20 protein-coding genes are annotated in these 23,636 nt (G+C 38.8%); 14 read left to right on the top strand and 6 right to left on the bottom strand.

Annotated features, from left to right (window positions below; translation table 11 throughout):
- Nucleotides 1-16: 16 nt before the first annotated feature.
- From AC2IP4_RS09380 to AC2IP4_RS09365, 4 genes are all read left to right on the top strand, one after another.
- Nucleotides 17-3,439: a helix-turn-helix domain-containing protein gene (locus AC2IP4_RS09380; protein WP_486310209.1), complete on the top strand. Its 3,423-nt coding sequence runs from the start codon at nucleotides 17-19 to the stop codon at nucleotides 3,437-3,439.
- 515 nt (nucleotides 3,440-3,954) lie between these two features.
- Nucleotides 3,955-4,182, top strand: a complete 228-nt coding sequence (locus tag AC2IP4_RS09375) for a FeoA family protein (protein WP_105054297.1) — start codon at nucleotides 3,955-3,957, stop codon at nucleotides 4,180-4,182.
- Nucleotides 4,183-4,184: 2 nt separating this feature from the next.
- Entirely contained in the window at nucleotides 4,185-6,461 is a 2,277-nt protein-coding gene (gene feoB / locus AC2IP4_RS09370) for a Fe(2+) transporter permease subunit FeoB (RefSeq protein ID WP_486310208.1), read from the top strand.
- Complete coding sequence (locus AC2IP4_RS09365; protein ID WP_045101571.1) at nucleotides 6,458-6,700, top strand: FeoC-like transcriptional regulator; 243 nt, start codon at nucleotides 6,458-6,460, stop codon at nucleotides 6,698-6,700. Before feoB ends, AC2IP4_RS09365 begins: the two co-directional genes overlap by 4 nt.
- A gap of 288 nt (nucleotides 6,701-6,988) precedes the next feature.
- Here the strand turns inward: AC2IP4_RS09365 and pta are convergent, their stop codons facing one another.
- Both pta and AC2IP4_RS09355 read right to left on the bottom strand, forming a co-directional pair.
- Nucleotides 6,989-9,154 carry a phosphate acetyltransferase gene (gene pta, locus AC2IP4_RS09360; RefSeq protein ID WP_486310207.1) on the bottom strand — a complete coding sequence of 722 codons (2,166 nt, stop codon included), beginning with the start codon at nucleotides 9,152-9,154 and terminating at the stop codon, nucleotides 6,989-6,991.
- 101 nt (nucleotides 9,155-9,255) lie between these two features.
- Complete coding sequence (locus tag AC2IP4_RS09355; RefSeq protein WP_486310206.1) at nucleotides 9,256-10,452, bottom strand: acetate kinase; 1,197 nt, start codon at nucleotides 10,450-10,452, stop codon at nucleotides 9,256-9,258.
- A gap of 320 nt (nucleotides 10,453-10,772) precedes the next feature.
- On the opposite strand from AC2IP4_RS09355, the gene yfbV reads away from it, so the two are divergent.
- Both yfbV and AC2IP4_RS09345 read left to right on the top strand, forming a co-directional pair.
- Nucleotides 10,773-11,222: a terminus macrodomain insulation protein YfbV gene (gene yfbV / locus AC2IP4_RS09350; protein WP_130043138.1), complete on the top strand. Its 450-nt coding sequence runs from the start codon at nucleotides 10,773-10,775 to the stop codon at nucleotides 11,220-11,222.
- A 253-nt stretch (nucleotides 11,223-11,475) separates the two neighbouring features.
- The gene (locus AC2IP4_RS09345; RefSeq protein WP_486310205.1) at nucleotides 11,476-13,344 is read left to right on the top strand and encodes a methyl-accepting chemotaxis protein; all 1,869 of its coding nucleotides are present in this window, start codon (nucleotides 11,476-11,478) and stop codon (nucleotides 13,342-13,344) included.
- A gap of 104 nt (nucleotides 13,345-13,448) precedes the next feature.
- Here AC2IP4_RS09345 and argS read toward each other — a convergent pair whose 3' ends face one another.
- Nucleotides 13,449-15,182, bottom strand: coding sequence for an arginine--tRNA ligase (gene argS / locus AC2IP4_RS09340; protein ID WP_486310204.1), 1,734 nt, complete (start codon nucleotides 15,180-15,182; stop codon nucleotides 13,449-13,451).
- Between the two features lie 183 nt (nucleotides 15,183-15,365).
- Between argS and AC2IP4_RS09335 the strand changes: the two genes are divergently transcribed.
- Complete coding sequence (locus tag AC2IP4_RS09335; RefSeq protein ID WP_486307110.1) at nucleotides 15,366-15,962, top strand: VOC family protein; 597 nt, start codon at nucleotides 15,366-15,368, stop codon at nucleotides 15,960-15,962.
- A gap of 77 nt (nucleotides 15,963-16,039) precedes the next feature.
- Here AC2IP4_RS09335 and AC2IP4_RS09330 read toward each other — a convergent pair whose 3' ends face one another.
- From AC2IP4_RS09330 to AC2IP4_RS09320, 3 genes are all read right to left on the bottom strand, one after another.
- Nucleotides 16,040-17,281: an NAD(P)/FAD-dependent oxidoreductase gene (locus tag AC2IP4_RS09330; RefSeq protein ID WP_375322049.1), complete on the bottom strand. Its 1,242-nt coding sequence runs from the start codon at nucleotides 17,279-17,281 to the stop codon at nucleotides 16,040-16,042.
- 108 nt (nucleotides 17,282-17,389) lie between these two features.
- Nucleotides 17,390-18,457, bottom strand: coding sequence for a methyltransferase (locus tag AC2IP4_RS09325; RefSeq protein WP_375322050.1), 1,068 nt, complete (start codon nucleotides 18,455-18,457; stop codon nucleotides 17,390-17,392).
- A gap of 104 nt (nucleotides 18,458-18,561) precedes the next feature.
- On the bottom strand, nucleotides 18,562-19,137 hold the full coding sequence (locus AC2IP4_RS09320) for a hypothetical protein (protein ID WP_486310203.1): 576 nt from the start codon (nucleotides 19,135-19,137) through the stop codon (nucleotides 18,562-18,564).
- A gap of 140 nt (nucleotides 19,138-19,277) precedes the next feature.
- On the opposite strand from AC2IP4_RS09320, the gene AC2IP4_RS09315 reads away from it, so the two are divergent.
- The 7 genes from AC2IP4_RS09315 to AC2IP4_RS09285 are packed head-to-tail and all read left to right on the top strand — an operon-like array spanning nucleotide 19,278 to nucleotide 23,636.
- The gene (locus tag AC2IP4_RS09315; RefSeq protein ID WP_375322052.1) at nucleotides 19,278-20,000 is read left to right on the top strand and encodes a beta-ketoacyl synthase chain length factor; all 723 of its coding nucleotides are present in this window, start codon (nucleotides 19,278-19,280) and stop codon (nucleotides 19,998-20,000) included.
- Entirely contained in the window at nucleotides 20,001-20,798 is a 798-nt protein-coding gene (locus AC2IP4_RS09310) for a lysophospholipid acyltransferase family protein (protein ID WP_375322053.1), read from the top strand.
- Nucleotides 20,799-20,805: 7 nt separating this feature from the next.
- On the top strand, nucleotides 20,806-21,063 hold the full coding sequence (locus AC2IP4_RS09305; RefSeq protein ID WP_060990463.1) for a phosphopantetheine-binding protein: 258 nt from the start codon (nucleotides 20,806-20,808) through the stop codon (nucleotides 21,061-21,063).
- Between the two features lie 11 nt (nucleotides 21,064-21,074).
- Complete coding sequence (locus tag AC2IP4_RS09300) at nucleotides 21,075-21,326, top strand: acyl carrier protein (RefSeq protein WP_060990464.1); 252 nt, start codon at nucleotides 21,075-21,077, stop codon at nucleotides 21,324-21,326.
- Complete coding sequence (locus tag AC2IP4_RS09295; protein WP_375322054.1) at nucleotides 21,326-21,886, top strand: COG4648 family protein; 561 nt, start codon at nucleotides 21,326-21,328, stop codon at nucleotides 21,884-21,886. The genes AC2IP4_RS09300 and AC2IP4_RS09295 overlap by 1 nt, the downstream gene beginning before the upstream one ends.
- Nucleotides 21,862-23,250 carry an AMP-binding protein gene (locus tag AC2IP4_RS09290; RefSeq protein WP_375322055.1) on the top strand — a complete coding sequence of 463 codons (1,389 nt, stop codon included), beginning with the start codon at nucleotides 21,862-21,864 and terminating at the stop codon, nucleotides 23,248-23,250. The genes AC2IP4_RS09295 and AC2IP4_RS09290 overlap by 25 nt, the downstream gene beginning before the upstream one ends.
- Before the next feature lie 11 nt (nucleotides 23,251-23,261).
- Nucleotides 23,262-23,636, top strand: coding sequence for a 3-hydroxyacyl-ACP dehydratase FabZ family protein (locus AC2IP4_RS09285; RefSeq protein WP_375322056.1), 375 nt, complete (start codon nucleotides 23,262-23,264; stop codon nucleotides 23,634-23,636).

Below are 23,636 nucleotides of genomic sequence, written 5' to 3'. Positions count from 1 at the left end.
ATATTAAGGCAAGTAGATGTCTCACTTTAGAGTGCTTATTTTAAGTATCCTCCTTTCATTTTCTACTTACACTTATTCCTCGTCTGACAATACCATCTTTTATCCAATGCCAATTCATGCAGATGGACAATATATTACGGCTCAACAACTTTTCTTGCGTGATGATGGTGCTCTGTGGATGTATGACGTTTATGGACAAATGCATTTATTTGATGGCGCAAATATATTTACTTTGGGTAAACGAACAGATACTGAATTGCCAAAGCAAATTTCATTTTACGATAATAAATTTTGGTTCATTAAAGACAGCAAGATTCAATCTTGGTCCAATGATCAAGGTTTAAATGTCGAGTACACTCTTCCCAAAGAAAGTAACTTACTGAATATTAATCAAAGTTCAGGGGTGTTTTGGGGGAATAATAGTGAACAATTTTTTGTTTATGATCCCGAAAACGATGCTTTTTATACTGCAAATATTAATGAAGCTAATACCAGTGCCATACATGATGAGATAGCAATAACAAGTGCTATCTATATTGATAAACGTTGGGTTGTCTCTACCTCTGAGGGACTTTTTGAATTTGACACGGTAACTGAAAGTTTTACTCCCTTACATTTAGGGCAGTATATTGATGCTATTTTTTATTCAAAAGAAACTGGACAAATAATTTTAGGGACACATGACAGTATTTGGATAGCCGAGTTAAACGGTAATGAGTTAAATATCCATCATAAATTTTCGAATGATCTTACTTTACTGTCTTTTGCTGAGACCAAATGTTCTTTTTGGTTTGGTACCGAGCAAGGTTTGTATAAGTGGAGTTTAGAAACGAAAAATTTAGAGTATTTTGAATCTGTCGTAAGGGATGATTATTCTCTCGAAGGAAATAAAATTTATGCACTATTATCTGATAATAATAATGGCGTATGGGTGGCCACTGATAATGGTGTGAGTTACTACTCTGATGGAAGTCGCTTGTTTACTAGAGCAAGGTATAAGGAAGCGAATGGACATCTTGATATTCATGAAATAACCGCAATACAACAGACATCAGGCCAATATTCTTGGCTCGGTACTTCTGTTGGTTTATTTCAATTAAATAATGCAGACATAACCTCTGGTCTTATAGAAGTAATGCCTTATTACATTAATGATTTATCTCGTGGTAATGATGTTATATGGGCAGCAACAACCTCTGGTATTTATAAGTTAGGAATAAACTCAAACAAGGTTAGCAGGGAGAGTGGGTTAGAGTTACTAGATAATGAGAATGTGGAACACCTCTTAATCGATACTTCTGGAATATTATGGTTTGCGAACTCTAAAGGGTTATATAAGTATGATTCTGCGACAAAGAAATTAACGTATTTAGGTTTTTATTGGGCATTAGAACAAAAATACTCAACTCAAATAACTCATATGTATGAAAATAAAAACGGCCAAATATTGATTGGAACCAATATGGGGCTCTATAGATATGAAAATGGAGCGTTAACCTTTGATTATGCGTATATCAGGGCCGGTAGTATTCTTGATATGGTGGATACAGAGTATGGAGATTCTTGGATTGTCAGTAATTATGGCTTACAGATCAGTGATGCTAAAGGTGGTCGAAATGACGTCGAATTATCTGCGGAATACACCACACCACATTGTGTATTATCAAGCAGTAATGGCGTGTGGTTAACATCAAGCAAAGGGCTTTCTTTATATACCCACCAAGGGCGTTTGACTAAACATTTTGGAAGCCAGAGAGGCTTAATCAATAATGAATTATTAACAGATTTGTGTTCAATCTCTGATAATGGAACCATGATGTTTGTTAGTAAAGATGGTTTGTTTTTTGCGGATGAACAGGAATTGCTAGAATATCAAATTACTAAGCCATATGTCGTTATCGGGCAAGTTAAAGTTGACCATAAGGCTGTCAGTTATGGCTCTGAGAAAAAACTTAAAACGCCAATACCTTATGAAGCCAGTATTTCTTTTTTATTTGGTATTCTTCCTGAGTTTCAAAACAAATTGTTCTCATATCAGCTTATTGGTTCAAGTGACGAGTCATGGCAGCACTTCGAAGGAAGTTCATTAATTTTTGATTCTTTAAAGCCGGGAAGGTATGTCTTACGGATAAAGCCTGATAATAATGGTCAAAGAAGAAGTAATATTACAGAGTTCTTGTTTTATGTTGAGGTTCCTTGGTTTTTAGCTCCATGGTTTATATTTTTGCTTTTTGGTGTCGCTATTTTTACTGTTTTAGGTATTTACTCATGGCGTTCAAAAGAAATTAAAAAAAGTAATGAGAAATTAAAGAAAAGTGTTGAAATAAAAACTAAGCAATTGAGTAACCAAGGTAAGGTGTTGGTTTCAAGTAATCGTCAATTACAAAAATTATTGACGGTAAGACAACATGTAATTTCTGAAATGGCAGAGCAAGCACAACAGCCAATAAGAGATATCCAACATGATTTACAAAAGAAAGGGTCGCTAACAAACTTAGCGCTAGCCAATCAATGTGAATACAGTTTGTCTTTATTAAAGCAGTTGGCTCATATTGAACCATTAGTGATGCAACAGAAGAATAATAGAATTAACCAAGTATTATCAACCTTACTAAGAGCAGCGGTTAAGGGGTGGAAAGAGGAATACCACTTAAAGGGAGTGAATCTCTATTTAGAAGATTACTCTAAAAACTGTTCTATTTTTGTTCAGCCTTTATTAATTGATGCAATTTTTAATAATGTATTATTTCATTTATTAAAAAGAAGTCAGTTTGGCGAGCAGGTGGTTATCCAAATTCATTGTGACGATAAAATAGTGACAACTCACTTTATCAGTGATGGTAAGTGCATTATAGATAGTGAACTTGAAGCGCTAAAAGGTGTGGATTTAACTCAAACTATAGAAGTAATACACCAAGCCTTAGGTCTGTCTTCTGTTAAACAGCTTACGGTACAAAATGGTGGACATTTTGAGGTTAAACAGAATGAATTAGGAAATAATGAGCTTGTTCTATCATGGCCTATCGCATTGGATACCTTCATAGATAAAGTACCGTTAGCGAAGTTTGGAGAGCAAATAAATGACGATGCTTATTTACATCAACGTTGGTTAATTGGTGTGTATAAAATTGTTGAAGATAATTATCGTAATCCTGCTTTCGGTACAAGCGCTGCGGCAAAAGAATTGTTTATTTCAGAGCGAAATTTCCAACGAAAATTTAAGCAGTTAACTCAACGCTCATTTATGGAGTATCTGATAGAAGTTAAGTTAGAAAAGGCGTGTGAGTTACTGATTTCAGGTTATAAGGTTGCAGATTCGGCCTTTGAATCAGGGTTTAATGACCCCTCTTATTTTAGTAAGCGATTTAAGCGTCATTATGGGTTATCTCCAACTCAATTTGTGAGTGAAAATGAAGATAAAGAAAGTGATGAATTGTAATAATTAAGAAGAGATTAACGAAAGAAAAAAAAGATCGTGACGTAGCCGGGGGGACTACGCCACGGGTGTCAATGACACCTTCGCTTGCTGCCGAGGTAAGAAGATTTCTCTCATTACCTCTATTAGAATAAAAGATTAAGAGGTCTCCCTCTCGATGAAATAACTATACCTCCACCATTCTTATTTTACATATCAAAATAACGACAATGTGTTAGTACAAAAGCGACATTTGATTAATTTTGGATTAAGTTTTTGATTTTTAATTGATTTTATTTTATTGCCGCTTTTGTCCTGTTTTGGTTTATTTTTGACGTCAATTTTAACTGTTCTGTAATTAACGTAATTGACGTAGTAATGGAAGCGGTGTCACATAAAGATATTTTTCATAAAAACCCTCTATTTTATGAGAGTTTTGTCAATTTACTGACAAAAATTGATTTAGCGCAAGATAAAACTGGCTGTTAGCGATAGAATGAAGCGAAATAATAATGATTCTCACTATCGTGGAGCTTTAGATGAACTTAGCGCAATTAGAAAGCGGAAAAAGAGCCGTTGTAACAGATATGTCTTTATTACCAACAGATACAAGAAAGAAGTTAATGGTAATGGGAATGCTTCCACATACTGAAATATCTATATTGCGTAAAGCACCAATGGGTGACCCATTACAAATTAGCGTAAGAGGCACATCTCTTGCCATTCGTAAAAATTTAGCAGAACAAATTACAGTTAAGGAATTATAAAAATGCAGTATCAAGTACTAACTGTAGGTAATCCAAACAGCGGTAAAACAACCTTGTTTAATGGCCTTACTGGTGCAAAGCAGCAAGTAGGTAATTGGGCGGGTGTAACCGTTGAGAAAAAAACAGGCCGTTATACCTGTTCTGGTGATGAATTCTTATTGACGGACTTACCTGGCATCTATGCATTGGATAGCGGTAATGATGTTAACAGCCTTGATGAAACAATCGCTTCTCGTGCAGTGCTAACACATGATGCCGATGTCATTATTAATGTCGTAGATGCGTCTTGTTTAGAGCGTAGCTTATATATGACATTGCAATTACGTGAGTTGGGTCGCCCAATGATCGTTGTGCTTAATAAGATGGATGTATTAAAACGTCAGCGTCAGGTATTGGATATTAAAGGGCTAGAAAAGAAACTAGGTTGCCCTGTACTTGCACTTTCTGCAAACAACAATGGTCAAGTTCATAAGTTTAAAGAAAAATTACATAAATCTATTGCTCAAGGCATAAAAATGACTTCGCTTGAGTTGACGTATGGCGAGCAAGTTGAGACAGCAATAGAAGAAGCTTCATCATTATTTACAAGTGATTACGCATCAAGTCGTTCTCTGGCAATTCGAGCATTAGAAAATGATGCATTAGTATTGAATGGATTAGAAGCAGAAAAAAGAAATGCAGTGGCTAATATCGCTAATGTATTAACCACGCAAGTCGAAGCTGATTTTCATATTGCGGATTGTCGATACACATTTTTACATCAATTATGTCAGCAATTACGTCGCCAGGAGGGTGGTTTAAGCCACAGTGTTAGTGAGAAAATTGACCGTGTAATTTTGAATAAATGGATCGGTATTCCTTTCTTTTTCTTTGTCATGTACCTGATGTTTATGTTTTCTATTAACATTGGTAGTGCATTTATTGATTTCTTTGATATTGGTGTTGGTGCATTACTCGTTGATGGTAGCCATTATTTATTAGATGGTCATTTGCCTGTTTGGTTAGTTACACTTATCGCTGATGGTGTTGGTGGTGGTATTCAAACCGTTGCGACATTTATTCCTGTGATCGGTTGTTTATACTTATTTCTATCTTTACTTGAAAGCTCTGGCTACATGGCTCGTGCAGCTTTTGTGCTTGATAAAGTAATGCAGAAGATTGGTTTGCCAGGTAAAGCGTTTGTTCCTTTGGTTTTAGGCTTTGGTTGTAACGTTCCTGCTATTATGGCGACTCGTACGTTAGAGCAAGAGCGTGAACGTAAACTGGCAGCATCAATGGCTCCATTTATGTCATGTGGTGCACGTCTTCCTGTTTATGCTTTGTTTGCTGCAGCTTTCTTCCCAGAAAATGGTCAGAATGTAGTATTTGGTTTGTATTTCTTAGGTATTTTAGCGGCTGTTTTCACAGGCTTACTATTGAAGCACACAATCTATCCAGGCCGTAGTGATACGTTCATCATGGAAATTCCAGATTATGAATTTCCAACAATACGTAACATCATGATTAAAACATGGCAGAAACTGAAGCGCTTTGTTCTTGGTGCAGGTAAAACGATTGTTGTTGTTGTAACTATTTTAAGCTTCTTTAACTCATTGGGTATGGACGGTTCATTTGGTAACGAAGACAGTGAAAACTCTGTATTATCAAAAGCCGCTCAAATCGTAACTCCAGTATTAGCGCCAATTGGTATTCAAGAAGATAACTGGCCAGCAACCGTGGGTATTATTACCGGTATTTTTGCAAAAGAAGCCGTAGTCGGTACATTAAACAGCTTATATTCAGATCCAGCTGATGAAGGTGCTGAGTTTGATTTAATGGCAAGTCTTGAAGAGGCGGTGATGTCTATTCCTGACAACCTATCAGGTTTAAGCTATTCAGATCCATTAGGTGTTGAAGTGGGTGACTTAACAGACTCTAGTGCTGTTGCAGAAGACCAAGGTGTTGCTGATTCAATCTTTGGTAATTTACAAGCTCACTTTGTGACAAGCGCAAGTGCGATGGCTTACTTAATCTTTATTCTTCTTTACACTCCATGCGTGGCTGCAATGGGTGCGTATATGCGTGAGTTTGGTCGTCAGTACTCTTACTTTATTGCGGGCTGGACAATGCTATTAGCTTACGTATCAGCAACGCTGTATTACCAAATTGCGAATTTCTCTAATGCACCAATGACAAGCAGCATGTGGATTGCAATTTCGCTAATCGCAATGGCTGTTACTTATCTTGCCTTGAAACACAAGAGTAAAGAAGTAGAGCAACAAGAGGCAGCCTTAGTATGATATTAACAGAGCTTAAACAGTACATTGATGAACAAGGTCGAGTTGAACGCATTACTTTAGCTAAGAAGTTCAGTATGAGTGAAGATGGTGTCGATGCAATGCTTGAGCTCTGGGTGAAGAAAGGGAAGTTAACTCGTGAGCTTATTGGGTGTGACAAGACTCAGTGTTGCCAAGAGGCAGAGCGTGTCTGGTATCGCCCTGTATACAAAGATGAGTTAATGACAACTTACATACGATAGTCGCTTAACTTAGATTAAAGTGATAAATAAAAGCGAGAGCCAATTGGTTCTCGTTTTTTTATGGGTCAAAGGGGCAAGGGATTAGTTATTAGGGACGAGAGAAGATCAAAAGAGAGGTTATGCTTCACTTACAATATCCGAGGGTTATTCTAAGTTCCTAGTTCTGTTCGCCACCTAGACCCTAATTACTCGTCCCTAGTCCCTGCTTTAAGCACAAAAAAAGACACGCAATTTGCATCGCGTGTCTTTCTATTTTCGTTAACTAAACTCTATTGCTAGAGCATAAAATTAGTTAATTACTTTTTCTTCAGCTTGCTCAGCTTGAGATGCTTGGATAGCCGTTAGAGCTACTGTGTAAACGATATCGTCTACTAGAGCGCCACGAGACAAGTCATTTACTGGCTTGCGCATACCTTGAAGCATTGGACCGATAGATACTAGGTCAGCAGAACGTTGAACGGCTTTGTATGTTGTGTTACCAGTGTTTAGGTCTGGGAATACAAATACAGTCGCTTTACCTGCAACAGGAGAGTTAGGTGCTTTAGAAGCAGCTACGTTTTCCATGATTGCAGCATCGTACTGCAGAGGACCATCGATCATTAGATCAGGACGTTTTTCTTGAGCAAGTTTTGTTGCTTCACGTACTTTATCAACGTCTGCACCCTTACCAGATTCACCAGTAGAGTAAGAGATCATTGCAACGCGAGGGTCGATACCAAATGCCGCTGCAGAGTCAGCAGATTGGATAGCGATTTCAGCAAGTTGCTCAGCTGTTGGATCAGGGTTGATCGCACAGTCACCGTATACAAGAACTTGATCAGGCAGAAGCATGAAGAAGATTGAAGATACGATAGAAGCATCTGGTGCTGTTTTGATGATCTGGAACGGAGGAACGATAGTGTTTGCTGTGGTATGAACCGCACCAGACACAAGACCGTCAACTTCACCCGCTTCAAGCATCATAGTACCAAGGAATACTGAATCTTGTAGTTTCTCACGAGCCACAACTTCAGTCATGCCTTTCGCGCCACGTAACTCAACTAAACGAGCAACGTAGTTTTCACGTACAGCTTCAGAATCGATGATCTCAACGCCAGCACCAAGTTCAACACCTTGTTGCGCAGCAACACGACGGATTTCTTCAGGATTACCTAAAAGAACACAAGTCGCGATACCACGCTCAGCACAGATAGCCGCAGCTTTAACTGTACGAGGCTCATCACCTTCAGGAAGAACGATACGTTTAGCTGCTTTACGAGCAAATTCAGTTAACTGGTAACGGAATGCTGGTGGGCTTAGACGACGAATGCCTTCAGTACCTTCAGATAGAGAGTCAATCCAAGGGCCATCAATGTGGCTAGCAACATGCTCGTTAACAAACTCAATACGCTCTTTATCATCTGCAGGAACTTCAAGACTGAAGCTTTGTAGATTTAGAGAAGTCTGCCAAGTGTTACCTTGCGCTGTGAAGATTGGAAGACCAGACTCTAGAGCAGGCTTACAAAGTTCAGCAATTGATTGAGGGATCTCGTAACCGCCAGTCAGTAAGATCGCACCGATTTCTACGCCGTTCATTGCAGCAAGACATGCAGCAACGATAACGTCAGGACGGTCAGCAGAAGTTACTAGTAGAGAACCTGGTTTGAAGTGCTCAATCATGTGCGGTAGAGAACGTGCACAGAAAGTGATGCTCTTAATACGACGAGTCGCGATGTCACCTTCGTTGATGATTTCAGCATTAAGGTGTTTAGCCATATCGATAGCACGCGTAGCGATTAGATCGATTTTCCAAGGCACACAACCAAGAACACGAATAGGACTAGAATTGAAGATTTGCATTACTTCAAGGTTAGTTTTAGTCGTAGCATCTGCATCATCAAAGATTTCAGATAGGTCAGGGCGAGTACGGCCCGCTTCATCAACAGGTGCATTTAGCTTGTTGATGATAACGCCAGCGATTTGTTTGTTCTTAGTGCCGCCGAAGTTAGAACATGCTACTTCGATACGCTCTTTAAGTTGAGAAGGATTATCTGTACCAGGAGTAGCTACAAACACAATCTCAGCGCCCAGTGTTTTTGCGATTTCACCATTTAATTGGTTAGCAAATGGGTGCTTACGAGTAGGAACAAGACCTTCGATAAGCGTCACATCAGTGTCTTCACTGATTGACTTATAACGAGCAACGATTTCTTCTAAAAGAACATCAGTTTGATCGTTACGTAGAAGTTCTTCTGCACGAGAAACTGTTGTAGGTTCTGCTGCTTTAATATCACTACTGCTAGTCACAATTGAAGTAGTTAGATCAGGTTGATCACCACCGTGACGAGGTTGAGAGATAGGTTTGTAAAAAGAAACGCTTACGCCTTTACGTTCCATAGAACGTAAAACACCCAAACTTGCGCTAGTTAGACCAACACCAGCACTGATTGGAACAAGCATAATAGTACGAGACATGGAAGATTCCTCTACACTATTGGGGCAAGAGACCTTATTGAAAAAATAAAGCCATAGAAAGAAAAAAGGCTAACCTAATGGCTAGCCTTTTAGGAGATATATTATAGACCAGTTAATTTAGCTGTGTCTTCTGCGATTACTAGCTCTTCGTTAGTAGAGATAACCATTGCAGGGATGCGGCTGTTTGCTGTAGTGATAGTACCTTCACCACCGAAACGCGCTTTAAGGTTAGCTTCGCCATCAACTTCGATACCGAAGATACCTAGACGGTTAAGAACCATTTCACGGATTGGAGCAGAGTTTTCACCGATGCCGCCTGTGAAAGTGATTGCGTCTAAACGACCTTCTAGAGTTGCTGTGTAACCTGCAACGTATTTAGCTAGACGGTGACAGAATACATCCATCGCACGAGTTGCTTCTTCTTTCTCGCCGTAGTTGTCTTCAACGAAACGACAGTCAGAAGTCACTTGAGTTAGACCTTGTAGGCCAGACTCTTTAGTTAGCATGTTGTTGATTTGCTCAACAGAGTAACCTAGTGCGTCATGTAGGTGGAAAACGATCGCAGGATCGATATCACCACAACGAGTACCCATTACTAGACCTTCAAGAGGAGTAAGACCCATAGAAGTATCTACAGATTCACCGTTCTTGATTGCACATACAGATGCGCCGTTACCTAGGTGACAGTTGATGATGTTAACTTCTTCAACTGGCTTGTTTAGTAAACCAGCTACTTCACGAGTGATGAACAGGTGAGAAGTACCGTGCATACCGTAACGACGGATGCCGTGGTCAGTGTATAGGTTGTATGGAAGAGCGTATAGGAAAGACTCTTCAGGCATAGTTTGGTGGAACGCAGTATCAAATACAGCAACGTTTTGAAGTTCTGGGAAGTTGTGCTTCGCAGCTTCGATACCGATGATGTGAGCAGGGTTATGAAGAGGTGCAAAAGTTGCAGCGTCTTGAATACCTTTAAGTACTTCGTCAGTGATTAGTGCTGACTTAGTGAATTGCTCACCACCGTGTACGATACGGTGACCGATAGCGCCTAGGTTAGCTTTAAGCTCTGGCTTAGAAGCAAGAATAGTTTCTACCATAAACGCTAGTGCTTCTTCGTGAGCTGCACCTTCACCTAGTTGAGCTTCGTGCTTGCCATCAAGTTTCCACTTCATACGAGCTTCAGGAAGACCAAGACACTCAGCAAGACCAGTTAAGTGCTCTGCACCAGATTCTGCGTCAACAACCGCAAATTTAAGAGAAGAACTACCGCAGTTTAAAACTAAAACCAGCTTAGACATGTATAAATACCTATTTATTCATCAGTAATTAAAGTTATGTCGTAAATGACATAACAATGACAAATACAGTTAATTCAGAAGATTATTACCGCATTTGCATAAAAAAGTTGGCTATCCTTAGAAAGAGCATTACAGCAGTCCTTGCCGATTTATCCTATTTTAGCTTATAGTAGAACTACAGCAAAAAAATAAATCAGCGCATAGGATAACGATTGTGCGCTAAGATAACAAAAATATTTTAAGATAATATTAATTCTAATCAAGTTTATTCTGTATATTTTTGAATAATTAAACTTTTGTTTAGAATATAAGGGGGCAATATGAGTGAAAACGGTTTTCTATTCCGATTTCGAGACGGCCAAACCTACATGGACACTTGGCCTGAGCGAAAAGAGTTAGCTCCAATGTTCCCAGAACATCGTGTAATTAAAGCAACTAAGTTTGCCGTAAAGGTAATGCCAGCAGTTGCAGTAATTAGCGTACTAACCCAGATGGCTTTCAATAATACAGCTGGGTTGGCACAAGCGATTATCATTGCGTTATTTGCATTGAGTATGCCATTACAAGGCTTTTGGTGGTTAGGTAATCGAGCGAATACAAAATTACCACCAGCGCTCGCGAGTTGGTACCGAGAGTTATATCAAAAGATTATAGAATCAGGGGCTGCATTAGAGCCAATGAAGAGCCAGCCACGTTATAAAGAATTAGCTAATATTTTAAATAAAGCGTTTAAACAGTTAGATCGAAGTGAATTTGAACGTTGGTTTTAATGTAATATTAGTATAAATTGCTCGCCGCAATCCCTTTAAAAGATAAAAATGAGAGCCGAACGTTTAAGAGTAGCCTTAGACGTTCGGCTTTCTTGTCCGTGATGATTGACAAGTTGTCAGTCATTTTTAACGCTTAAATGATACTCAATAATGAAGTTTATTAAGGATAAGTTTGATTTCATCGATGGTGTTTTCACAATAAGCATAAAGTGTATTTTGTTTTTTTTAACAAAACATATTTATAGTTGTATATATGAAAAATTATTCATTAAAGAAAAAAATTCTTTTTATTACCCTTTTGTCGCTAGTTTCTGTTGTTTTCCTTCTTTCTTGGCAGAGTTACTCCGAGCAAAAAAAACATGTGTATGAAACAGCATTACAGCAACTAAATCGCCTTTCTGATTTGCACTCAACAAAAATTGACGAGTGGATGAACTTTAGAATAAGCATTGTAAATGGTTTAGCTAATCACAAAAATGATAGCGAAGATTTGCTGTATTTGGCACAAAGTTCAGGTGGATTTTTAATCAGTTATTATACTTATTATGATGGCCGCTTACTTACGTCAGATCCAACTCTTGACGTAACAGGTTTAGATCTACGTGATGCCGATTGGTATATGGATGCTCAAAAGCAAAGCTCAACTTTAGTCACTTCGCCTTATCTAGAGCTAATCTTAAAAGATACAGTAGTGACAATAGCAAAAGCTACTGATGATGCAGTAGTGGCTTCGGATTTATCAATTGCTACTCTCATTAAGCAAGTATCAGAAATGGCTTTGCCTGATAATGGGGAAGCATTACTTATTGATAAAGGCGGTAAGATCATTGCTTACAAAGATAAAGAGTTAGTTCAACAGTCAATATCAAAAGTGAGTGCTCAACTAAATATCCAGCAGGTAGAGCAAGCATCTAAAAATAAACAACTTACTCAAGTGATCTTCGATTCACAAAACAAAGAAAAACTGGTCTGGGCAATGACGATCCCAGATCTTAATTGGACGTTATTACTTGCGATTGATAAAGAAACATTAGACGCGCCATTAAAAGCACAATTAACCAGTCAGTTATTGAGTGCAGGTATTGTTTTATTACTTAGTATTCTTATCATGGTTTATGTGATGAATTTGATGTTTGCTCCATTATTACGAATTACGCATGCATTAGGTGCTATTGCTAATGGTAATGGTGATTTAACACAGCGCTTAAAAATCGAATCTCATGATGAAATTGGTGAATTGGCAAACAGCTTTAATGTATTTACAGATAGTCAACACGCTCTGATCCGTCATATCAATCAACAAAGTGTGGATTTAGAAAAAGACGCATCACATGGTGTGGAAAACAGCCAATTAACAATGAAGAGTTTAGAAAGTCAGCAAGAAAATCTGATTTCTGTAGCAACAGCGATGAATCAAATGTCCGGAGCAGCGAGTGATATCGCGATGAATGCTGCTCAAACGGCAACTGCCGCTCAGCAATCAACGAAAAATTCTGAAGATGGATTAACGTTAGCTAGTTCGACCCGTCACTCTGTTCAACAATTGGCGCTTGAAGTATCAAATACGACAGACGTTATTAGTGAGTTAAATAGCCATGTAAATTCTATTTCTGGGATTTTGGTAACGATTCAAGCTATTGCAGAACAAACGAATCTATTGGCATTGAATGCGGCGATTGAAGCGGCTCGTGCTGGTGAGCAAGGTCGAGGTTTTGCCGTTGTTGCTGATGAGGTTCGTGTATTATCGAAACGAACACAAGATTCAACGCAAGAGATTTATTCAATGATTGAAACATTGCAAAAATCGACAAGTAAAGTAGTTGAGGCAATGGAGTCAAATAAACAAACGGTGGAAGGAACAGTGAGTGATATTGATCATCTCGCTGACAGTTTGAATGAAAGTAACCAAGCTATTGCATTAATTTCAGATATGGCTACTCAAATTGCGACAGCTGCAGAAGAGCAAAGCCAAGTGATTCTTGAAATGAATGATAATACGATGACGATAAAAGAGACCAGTGAAGATATCATGTTATCGGCTCAGAGCAGCCTAGGCCAAGCTCAAGAGCTAAAAATGCATGCTGATTCATTGAATGAGCAAGTATCTCAATTTAAGATTTAACGATAAGACCCAGCAAGAGTTTACGTACTCTTGCTGTTTATATTAATAAAAAAATGCCGCTAACTCACGTTAGCGGCATTTTTTATTCGGCTATATTATTGATATTACATACGCTCTAGCGTTTCAATACCCAATAGGTCTAGACCTTGTTTGATTGTTTTCGCGGTTAATGCAGCTAGTTTCAAGCGGCTTTGCTTAACAGCTTCATTTTCGTTGTTAAGAATAGGGCATGCTTCGTAGAAGCTAGAGAATTGACCCGCAAGTTCAAATAGGTAAGCACACATTAGGTGAGGTTGACCTTCGCTTGCTACTGCTTGAACCGCTTCTTCAAATTGCATTAATTTAGAAACAAGTGCTTTTTCTTTTTCGTCAGTGATTTTAACTTCGCCTGTTAACTCATCCATAGATAAGCCAGCTTTGCTGAAGATAGAAGCAACACGAGTGTAAGCATATTGCATGTAAGGCGCTGTGTTGCCCTCAAATGCAAGCATGTTGTCCCAATCAAAGATGTAATCTGTAGTACGGTGCTTAGAAAGGTCAGAGTACTTAACTGCTGCCATTGCAACTGTTGTGGCAATTTTCGCTTTTTCTTCAGTAGATAGGTCTTTGTTTTTCTCTTCGATTAACGCAGCTGCACGTTGCTCAGCTTCATCAAGAAGGTCAGCCAGACGAACAGTACCACCAGCACGAGTTTTAAATGGACGACCATCTTTGCCTAGCATCATACCAAACGCATGGTGCTCTAGAGATACATTTTCAGGAACATAGCCCGCTTTACGAACAATAGTCCACGCTTGCATTAGGTGTTGGTGTTGACGTGAATCGATGAAGTAAAGAACACGATCAGCATTTAGCTCTTCGAAACGGTATTTAGCACAAGCGATGTCTGTAGTTGTGTAAAGGAAGCCACCATCACGTTTTTGAACGATAACGCCCATAGGCTCGCCATCTTTGTTCTTATATTCGTCAAGGTAAACCACTTGAGCACCATCACTCTCAACTGCTAGACCTTGCTTTTGAAGATCAGCAACGATTGGAGCAAGCATGCTGTTGTACATACTTTCGCCCATTACATTATCACGAGTAAGTGATACGTTTAGACGATCGTAGTTACGTTGGTTTTGAACCATAGTTACGTCAACAAGTTTCTTCCACATTTCTGCACAGAACTCATCGCCGCTTTGAAGTTTAACTACATAACCACGAGCAGTTACGGCAAACTCTTCGTCTTCGTCATACAGTTTTTTAGATTCACGGTAGAAACCTTCAAGATCAGACAGTTCCATAGAAACTTCGCCTTTCTCTTTTTGGATGCGCTCAAGGTTTGCGATAAGCATACCAAATTGAGTACCCCAATCACCGATGTGGTTAGCACGCGTAACGTTATGACCTAAAAACTCAAGAGTACGAACAACAGCATCACCGATGATAGTTGAACGTAAGTGACCCACGTGCATTTCTTTTGCAACGTTTGGCGCAGAGTAATCTGCAACGATGTTTTGTTGTTCTTCTTTAGTAACACCTAGGCGTTCATCAGCCAATGCGGCTTCTGCTTGTTGTGCTAGAAATTCTTCTGACAAGAAAATATTGATAAAGCCAGGGCCTGCAATTTCAGTTTTGCTAGCGATGCCATCAAGATCTAAAACATCCAGTACTTTCTGAGCAAATTCTCGTGGGTTTGTACCTAGTCGTTTAGCTACGCCCATTACGCCGTTAGCTTGGTAGTCACCAAATTGAGCTTTTGCAGATTGACGAACTGCGGCAGGGCTGCCTGCTGGCGCGCCGGCTGCTTCTAAGGCTTGAGAAACTTTGTCGTTAATAAGTGATTGAATATTCAAAGAGTTATCCTTCATATCGCTGTTAAACAGGAATGCTGTTGCATGGAAAGCAAAATAGTCGCTAATAATAGCAATAAAACAGGGGATATTTAATAGTTTCTGCTATTTTTTCTTAAGACGCTAAACATCAAGTAAAGAGGTTGCTACAATTCGTTTCTTACTTTTAATGGTTAAGTTACCTTTATGTCATCGTTATTATTAAAAGAACAACAATTAGAACCTCAACAGTTAATTAATTCTTTACCTGCTTTTATGGATAGAATCCAAATCTTACTTGATGTATTGGGATTAGACCTTACCGGTTATCAAGCGGATCATATCGCTTTACGAATTAATGATCGTAGTGTTGCAGAGTCAGCGCATAAAGCGTGGTTACAACAAGCTGAAGAATGGTCGAATAACGAGATCAATGGTCGTCCAATTATCGCTCTAGGTTTTAATCAATCTTTAGAGGTTAGTGGTTGGCCTATTGAATGTTTAGAGTTGCCATATCCTGGTGGAAAAAGTTATCCGCAGCAAGGTTGGGAGCATGTAGAGTGGGTCATCCCATGCGATGTTAATTCTCAAGAAGCGTTTCTGGAATATGTATTTAAAACGTTTCCAATGTTAGAAGAGAAGTGGGAGAGCTTGGCGTCTTTAGGCGTTAAAGTAAAACAGAGTTGTCCATCGGGTGATGCAGAGCGAATTGCAAATTATACCGTTGCTTTTAAATATCAAGGTGTGTGTATTAAATTGCATCCACATAGCTTAAAAGCGGTTATCGAGAGTGAGCAGGCATAAGACTGATATCTCAAAAATATAAAAGGCACCCAATCTAGAGGTTGGATGCCTTTTGTTATCATGGAGTGAGTATTGAATTATTTAATTAATGGCTTACATAATTCAGCGATCACTTTTAAACGTCGTTCAGGCTCCGCCACAAATGGATTCTCTTCATCCCACGCATAACCTGCCAAAATAGCACAGATCATTTGTTTAATTTTAGGGTTTGAATCCTCATGGAAGATAACATCTTGAAATGTTCCTTCGTACCAGCCTTCCACATAGCAACGGAACGTATTTACGCCCTTCATTAGCTTGTCTGAGTAATCAACCTGCCAATCAACCTCTTCTTGGTTAAATTGTTTAATCAATGCCTCAGCAGCCAACTCTGCCGATTTCATCGCAATGGTTACACCAGAAGAAAATACAGGGTCAAGAAATTCTCCCGCATTACCTAAAAGTGCAAAGTTACGATCAAACAGCTTGGTGACATTGGCTGAATAACCCATGATCTCACCACATGGATTTGGGTACTCGGCATTGGCAAGTAATTGCTTGAGGTTGTTATCTTCAGTTGCCAACTGCTTTAATGCCTGGAGATTATCGCTAGGGTAATCTGCAAAAAACTCAGGCTCACCAACCACACCAAAAGAACAGGTTCCATTACTGAATGGGATTAACCAGTACCACACTTGCGTGTTGATTGGATGTACAGAAATAAGGATTTTATCTCTGTCATAACCTTCGCTAATAATATTATCAGTAAGGTGAGTGAAAATGGCTTTTCGTGGTGGTAAACAAGAAGGTTCTTCTAGGTTTAACAATCTTGGTAATACACGACCGAATCCACTCGCGTCCAAGATAAAGTCTGCTTCAACTTGATAAGGGTTACCTTGAGTATCTAACACAGAAAGGAGCGCTTTAGGTTGAGAAATATCAACATCAGTAATTTCATGTTGGTAACGAATTTCTACCCCTTGCTCTTGAGCACTGTCAGCAAGTACTTTATCAAAGTTGCCACGCTGAACTTGGTAAGTTGTCCCTGCACCCTCTGAAAACTTATTAGTAAAATCAAATGAAGTGAACGTACCATCAAAATGGAAAGCAGCACCATCTTTATATTGGAAATTAGCTTTTTTTACTGCTTCAAGCATTCCTGCCTTTTTTATCGACTCCATGCAGGCAGGAAGTAAACTTTCCCCGATTGAAAAGCGAGGAAATGTGGATTTTTCTAAAATAACACAATCAATATTATGTTTTTTTAATAGTGCAGCAGCAATAGCCCCTGATGGCCCAGCACCAATGATGGCAACTTGGGTTGATTGTGGTGATAGCACAAGCGCTCCTAATCAAGACAAAAATCATCACTTTAAGTTGCGAAAAGAGACTAAAGTGATGATGATAAATATTTATAATAGTTATGGACGTATTAATTAAAAATAGGATTATTTAGCACGAAGTTCCAGTAATGTATGACCTAAACCAATATTATTAGTTTGCTCAGCAACCGTAAAGCCAGCTTCTTCAATAATTTCTAAGAAATCGCTGCAACGATAGAAACGGCTGTTACCGTTAGCTAAACACGTGAAGTACAGTGATGTTGCATTTAAGCTGTATGACGCGGCATCGTATTTTTGCTCATCCCAAAATAGTTCAAGAATATAAACTTTTGCATCAGCAGACATTGCCGCACGTACGCGTTTTAGGATACTTAAAATTTCCATAGGAGAGAAGCAATCTAAAAACTGACTCATCCACCATACATCAGCCCCTTGAGGTAATGGCAGGGTTTTATCAAGCATATTGGTAGGGTGTCCGTTAATACGATCAGCAAAACCTTGTTGCTTTGCATTTTTTAATGCCATTTCAATTTGCTGTGGAAGGTCAATAATCGTTACTTCAACATCTTTATCGTAATTACAGCACTGTAAGGCCCATTTACCCGTGTTACCGCCGATATCAAAAAGACGTTTTGGTTTTTGACTTAATACTTTTTCTAATAAAATAGGGAATGAACGGTCAGAATAGAAATGATCAAACTTAAACCAACTTTCTTTTGCTTTCTCAGGTAATCGAGATAAGCCTTCGTAAATCGTTGGCCAGTCCCCAAGCTCTTTTAAGCCCGCAGGAGTGCCTTCTTGAATTGCTTCGGTTAGGTGCATCATTGCAGCGTAACAAACATCCGCGGTGAAATCTAAATTAGCATTAGTCATGCCGTCGTGTAATAAAAAGTGACCTAAGTTGGCAAGGATATAATTAGGCTCATTCCATGTCACGATATGTGCGCTAAGTGCCATATCAAGAAGAACTTTAACACCGTATTCAGACACGCCAGTATCTTCTACTAGTTGTTTTGCGTTTAGACCTTGGCTTGCTGCTTTATCAAGTGCTGCGAGGATACCAAGATCTCTAAGTGTACGAGCGGTATGGAAAACGATAGGGGCAAAAGACAGTTTTTGAGCTTCAGTCTTGGCTTCTAGTGCGTTGAAAGGGTCATTTTTATATTGAGTCACGAAATTAACCATATTATTAGAAGATGAATGGATCATATCAGGGGTTTAAAGTGAAACTTTGTTCAAAAGCAAGAAACCACCGATATGAAATAAAGAACAGTCGATTAATCAACGATATTAGAAACGAGATTATCTTTGAATTCGACTCTGAATGTATTAAATCGGTTTTTCCAATATAGCCATTCATCACTATTTAAATCTGGAGTTTTATGTTCTGGTGGGAAGCCGATCGCATATTTCACCCCTTCTTTTGTCATGCCTTCTTTAGCAATACCTTCTTTGATCCCTTGTTGGTCTAATATACTGAGTTTTTGTATTTTTGAGGTGTTGCATTCCGTACCAAAATAGTGACTTAAATACGTTGAAAAGTCAGGAGATGAGCTGTGTTTATCAAGAACGTATTGTCCATCAGTCCCGTCTATTTTAAAGGTAAGGCGCTTGTTTTGAACATTAACTATATCTATTTTTGTGCATAATGGTATTAAACCATCTTGTTGATAATTAACTGAATAAAGCTTAAGTCGGCTAGCGCCTGGGTGCAAGTTTACCAAAGTATAAACTTGCTTGTTGGTTTGTAATAAATTGTCACCAGTTTTAGCATCATTTAATGTCATAACATTGGTACATCCGGATAAAAATAATAAGCCACTCGTTAGCAATAATGGTGCTGAAATTTTCATCGTTAATATCCTTTAATTATCTATTTTTATGTTTTTTACAGAATGGCTTGCCGTTTTTGTATTTGCGCCAAGTCACTGAATTCATATATCCTATACGAGTAGAGTTACAAAATGTAATGTTTTTACTATTAGTGGGCATCATGGCATACGCAAATTTTAATATTATCGATTGGCACGCAATTTCGGCAGGCATAGAAAGCAAAACTGCGTGGCAACAATGGCAAGAAACTAACTTCACTTGGCCGAAAGGTGAAAAAGCGTCAGTTGATAAAATTCCTGCAATGGCACGACGTAGAATGAGTTCATTAAGTAAATTAGCCGTTCAAACTGCTTTACGATTAATTGAAAATCAAAATGTGGATTATTTGGTATTTGCCAGTCGTCACGGTGAACTGACAAGAACCAGTGCATTATTAGAAGATATTTTAAATGGAAATGATGCCTCTCCAATGGCATTTTCTCAGTCAGTGCATAATACGGCGGCTGGCTTATTTACTATTACTGCAAAACAATCCATTCCTGTGACATCTATTGCTGCTGGAGAGAACACGTTCCACTCTGCATTAATCGAAGCATCCGCATATTTATATGACAATCCTAATCATCGCGTTCTCGTTGTTGATTTTGATGAGCCGCTTCCTTCTCATTATGAAATATTCGAGAAAGAAGCGTATCAGGGTTATGCATTAGGGCTGATTTTAAGCGTTGGAGAAGATATTCGGGTTGAGTGGAGCAATAAACCATCAGTTAGCCTCGAAGTTTTACCTCATGGGTTGCAATGTATTGCTAACTTAGTAGGATCAAATGATCAATGGAAGGTTAATAGTCAATCAACTCAATGGATATGGACTCGTAATAAATAAATGACGGTATTTTCACGGATAGATAAATATTGGCGAATAGTGGCAACAGGGCTTTGCTTCTCTCTTTTTGGTATTGGCGCCCTGTGTTTAACATTTATCATTTTTCCTACGCTTACGTTTACCGCAAAGAATGCGCAACAACGAGAGATGCGTGTGCAATTGATTATTCAACGTAGCTTTTTATTGTTTTGTAAAACCATGCATTACAGTCGTGCTATTCGTTATCAGTTTGACGGTGCTGAGCTCTTAAAAAATGATAAAAGCTGTTTAATTATCGCTAATCATCCTAGCTTGATTGATTATGTTTTAATTGCTTCACAATTACCGCAATGTGACTGCATTGTAAAAGCGGCGCTATGGCATAATCCTTTTATTCGCGGGATAGTGAGAGCGGCGGGGTATATTCCAAATCGTGAACCAGAAGCATTTTTAGAAGAGTGTTCAGGTAAGTTAAATTCAGGAAATGTATTGTTAGTTTTCCCTGAAGGAACACGGACAACACCTGGTCTTAAATCTAAACTGCAGCGTGGCGCGGCACAAATAGCCGTTCGTAGTGAAAGTGATTTACGCATTATTCATGTCACGGTAACGCCAAGTTTCTTAACTAAAGAAGCAAAATGGTATCAAGTTCCAGATGTGCGCCCATTCTTTCATGTGCAAGTGAAAGATAAGGTAGCCATTGCTCCATACATTGAAGACGCTGATTCTTCGTCGTCAGCGGCTCGAAACGTAAATCGATTTTTAGATACAGCCTTGTATCCACAAAATAAATTTAAAACATCAAAAGAAAATAAGTAGGTTATTGATGGAAGTATTACATAACGAAATTAAACAATTAATTATTGAAGCGCTTAACCTAGAAGATATCTCTGTAGATGATATTGAAACAGAAGCCCCATTATTTGGTGACGGTTTAGGTTTAGATTCTATTGATGCCTTAGAATTAGGTTTAGCGATAAAAAAGCAGTACAACCTAGTATTAGATGCTGACGATACTCAAACTCGTGAACATTTTGCGTCAGTAGCAAACTTGGCTGCTTACATTACTGAAAATAAAGCGTAAGAGAGTAAGTCATGACAGATGTAAATAAGGAACAAGTATTAGAACAAGTAACGACAGCATTAGTTGAGTTATTTGAAATCGATGAAGCAGATATTACCCTTGATGCTCAACTGTATACCGATCTTGATTTGGACAGTATCGATGCGGTTGATTTGGTTGTTCACTTACAAAAAGTAACAGGCAAAAAAATCAAACCAGAAGAATTTAAAGAGGTTCGTACTGTTGAAGATGTCGTTAACTCTGTCGCTGCACTTCTAAAATAATGCGTTGGCTGACGGTATTGTCAGCCATTGCACTGCTTGCTTATCCGCTAGCGGTTTACTACGGTCTCCATTTTGGTGGAATTACGACAGTAGCAGGCGTGCTGGCGGTGTTGTTTGTAGTGCGAATGGTCGGTGGCAAACAGGTTCCAATTAAAGAGCTTAAATACATCGCGATGATTAGTGGAGCGGCAGGGATTATTCTTGCTGGTCTTGGTTGGGTATTTCGCTCTGAAGGGTGGTTTACTTTCTACCCTGTTATTGTCAACGTGGTTATGTTTATCGTCTTTTGTTGGAGTCTATTTCAGCCACAAAGCATGATAGAGCGATTTGCTCGCCTTCAAGAACCAGATCTTCCACCTAGTGGTGTTGCGTACACTCGAACAGTCACAAAAGTGTGGTGTGTATTTTTTGTTATTAATGGTTCTATTTCACTTTCTACCTGCTTTTTAGATATGAAAGTATGGATGTTGTATAACGGTTTTATTAGCTATTTATTGATTGGCACCTTGTTTGTTAGTGAATGGTTAGTTCGTCAATGGATAAAGAGAAAAGAAGCATGAGTTATCAATCTCTCTCTGATGTAGTTTTACAAAACACTCTTACTCATGTCGTCTGCTTTGATGAACAGCATAATCATATTAGCTATCAGAGATTTCAAGCGGACGTTCAACGAGTATGTGGCTTTCTTTCGCATCAACCAGAGACTAAGTGGGCGCTGTGTTTTGGTGACAGTTATCAATTTGCTGTTTCTTTTCTTGCGCTAGCTCATGCTAATAAGCACATCATTTTACCGGGCAACCATCAACCCGCGGCACTCACTGAATTGTCTGAACATTTTGATGCACTATTGCATGATGACATTATTCAAATCATGCCATGTGAAAGGCATGTAGAGTATTCAAATATTACTACTGATGCCTCTGTTCCGTTATCTCCATTAGTATTGAATCAAGTTTGCCTTACTTTATTTACATCAGGCTCTACTGATACTCCAAAGCCAATTAAAAAAACGCTGCAATTGTTGGATAACGAAATTCAACAACTTGAGTCACTTTGGGGTAATCAACTCGGTTCATCAGAGATTTACAGCACTGTCTCTCACCAACATATTTACGGCTTATTATTCAGAGTACTATGGCCATTATGTGCAGGGCGTGCATTCAGTTGTAATAATTTTGCTTATCCTGAGCAAATTTTATCTCATCGCCCAGAACATCAGAAGACGCTAATTTGCAGCCCTGCATTATTAAAGCGCCTTGCTGATCATGAAGGTTACAATCGTTATCAAATGGTATTTTCTTCTGGTGGCCCGTTAGCCATTGAAGGGGCAGACCAAAGCGAGCAGAAATTATCTTTGCGTCCGTTTGAAGTTTATGGGAGTACCGAAACGGGTGGGGTAGGTTATCGACAACAGGTTGAGCCGACATCATTATGGACTTTTTTCCCTTCTCATAAAGCACGATTGAATATCGAACATTGCTTAGAGCTGTTATCTCCGTTTATTGATGATGAGCTTTGGTATCCGACCAGTGATTACTGTGATTTGTTAGATAATGGACAGTTCATGCTAAAAGGGCGAGTCGATAGAGTCATTAAAATTGAAGAGAAACGGCTTTCACTGACTGAAGTTGAAAAACGTTTAATGCAGCTTGAATGGATTAATGAAGCGGCTGTGATCCCAATGGAAGAAGCGAAACGTACCGTGTTGGGTGCGGTTATCGTTCTTTCAGATGCAGGGAACAAATCAATACAACAAGGCTCTAAAGGTAAGTTTTGGTTAAAGTTACGCTCTGAATTAAGAGAGTGGTTAGAACCTGTTGGTATTCCACGTCGCTTTAGGGCGGTTAAAGAAATTCCATTGAATAGCCAAGGTAAGCGTCAAATGCACGACTTACAGCAGCTATTTAATGATGTTAATGATTAAAAGAAGCACTCATGACAAAACGTAAACCGACAATTATTTCGACTGATCTGTCAGTTCAAGATGACAATCAATCTAGCATAGTTATTTCTATGCGAGTGGATGATGATCTTTTAGATTTTACGGGGCATTTTCCTAATCACCCATTATTACCCGGTGTGACCCAGGTGGATTGGGCTATTTATTATGGTCAAAAATATTTGCAGGCAAATTCTGTCTTTAAAGGGATGGAAGTTCTGAAGTTTCAAGAACCAATCCTGCCGAATACTCATGTTGAACTAGAGTTAAAGTGGATTAAAGATAAAGAAAAACTGTATTTTGCTTTTAGTTCTAAACAAGGCGAGAGTGTGAGTAAACATTCCTCTGGCCGAATTTTATTAGGACAATAA

Source organism: Aliivibrio thorii (assembly GCF_057368585.1).
The sequence above is the reverse complement of the archived record's forward strand: the minus strand, read 5'-3'. Positions and strand labels throughout refer to the sequence as shown.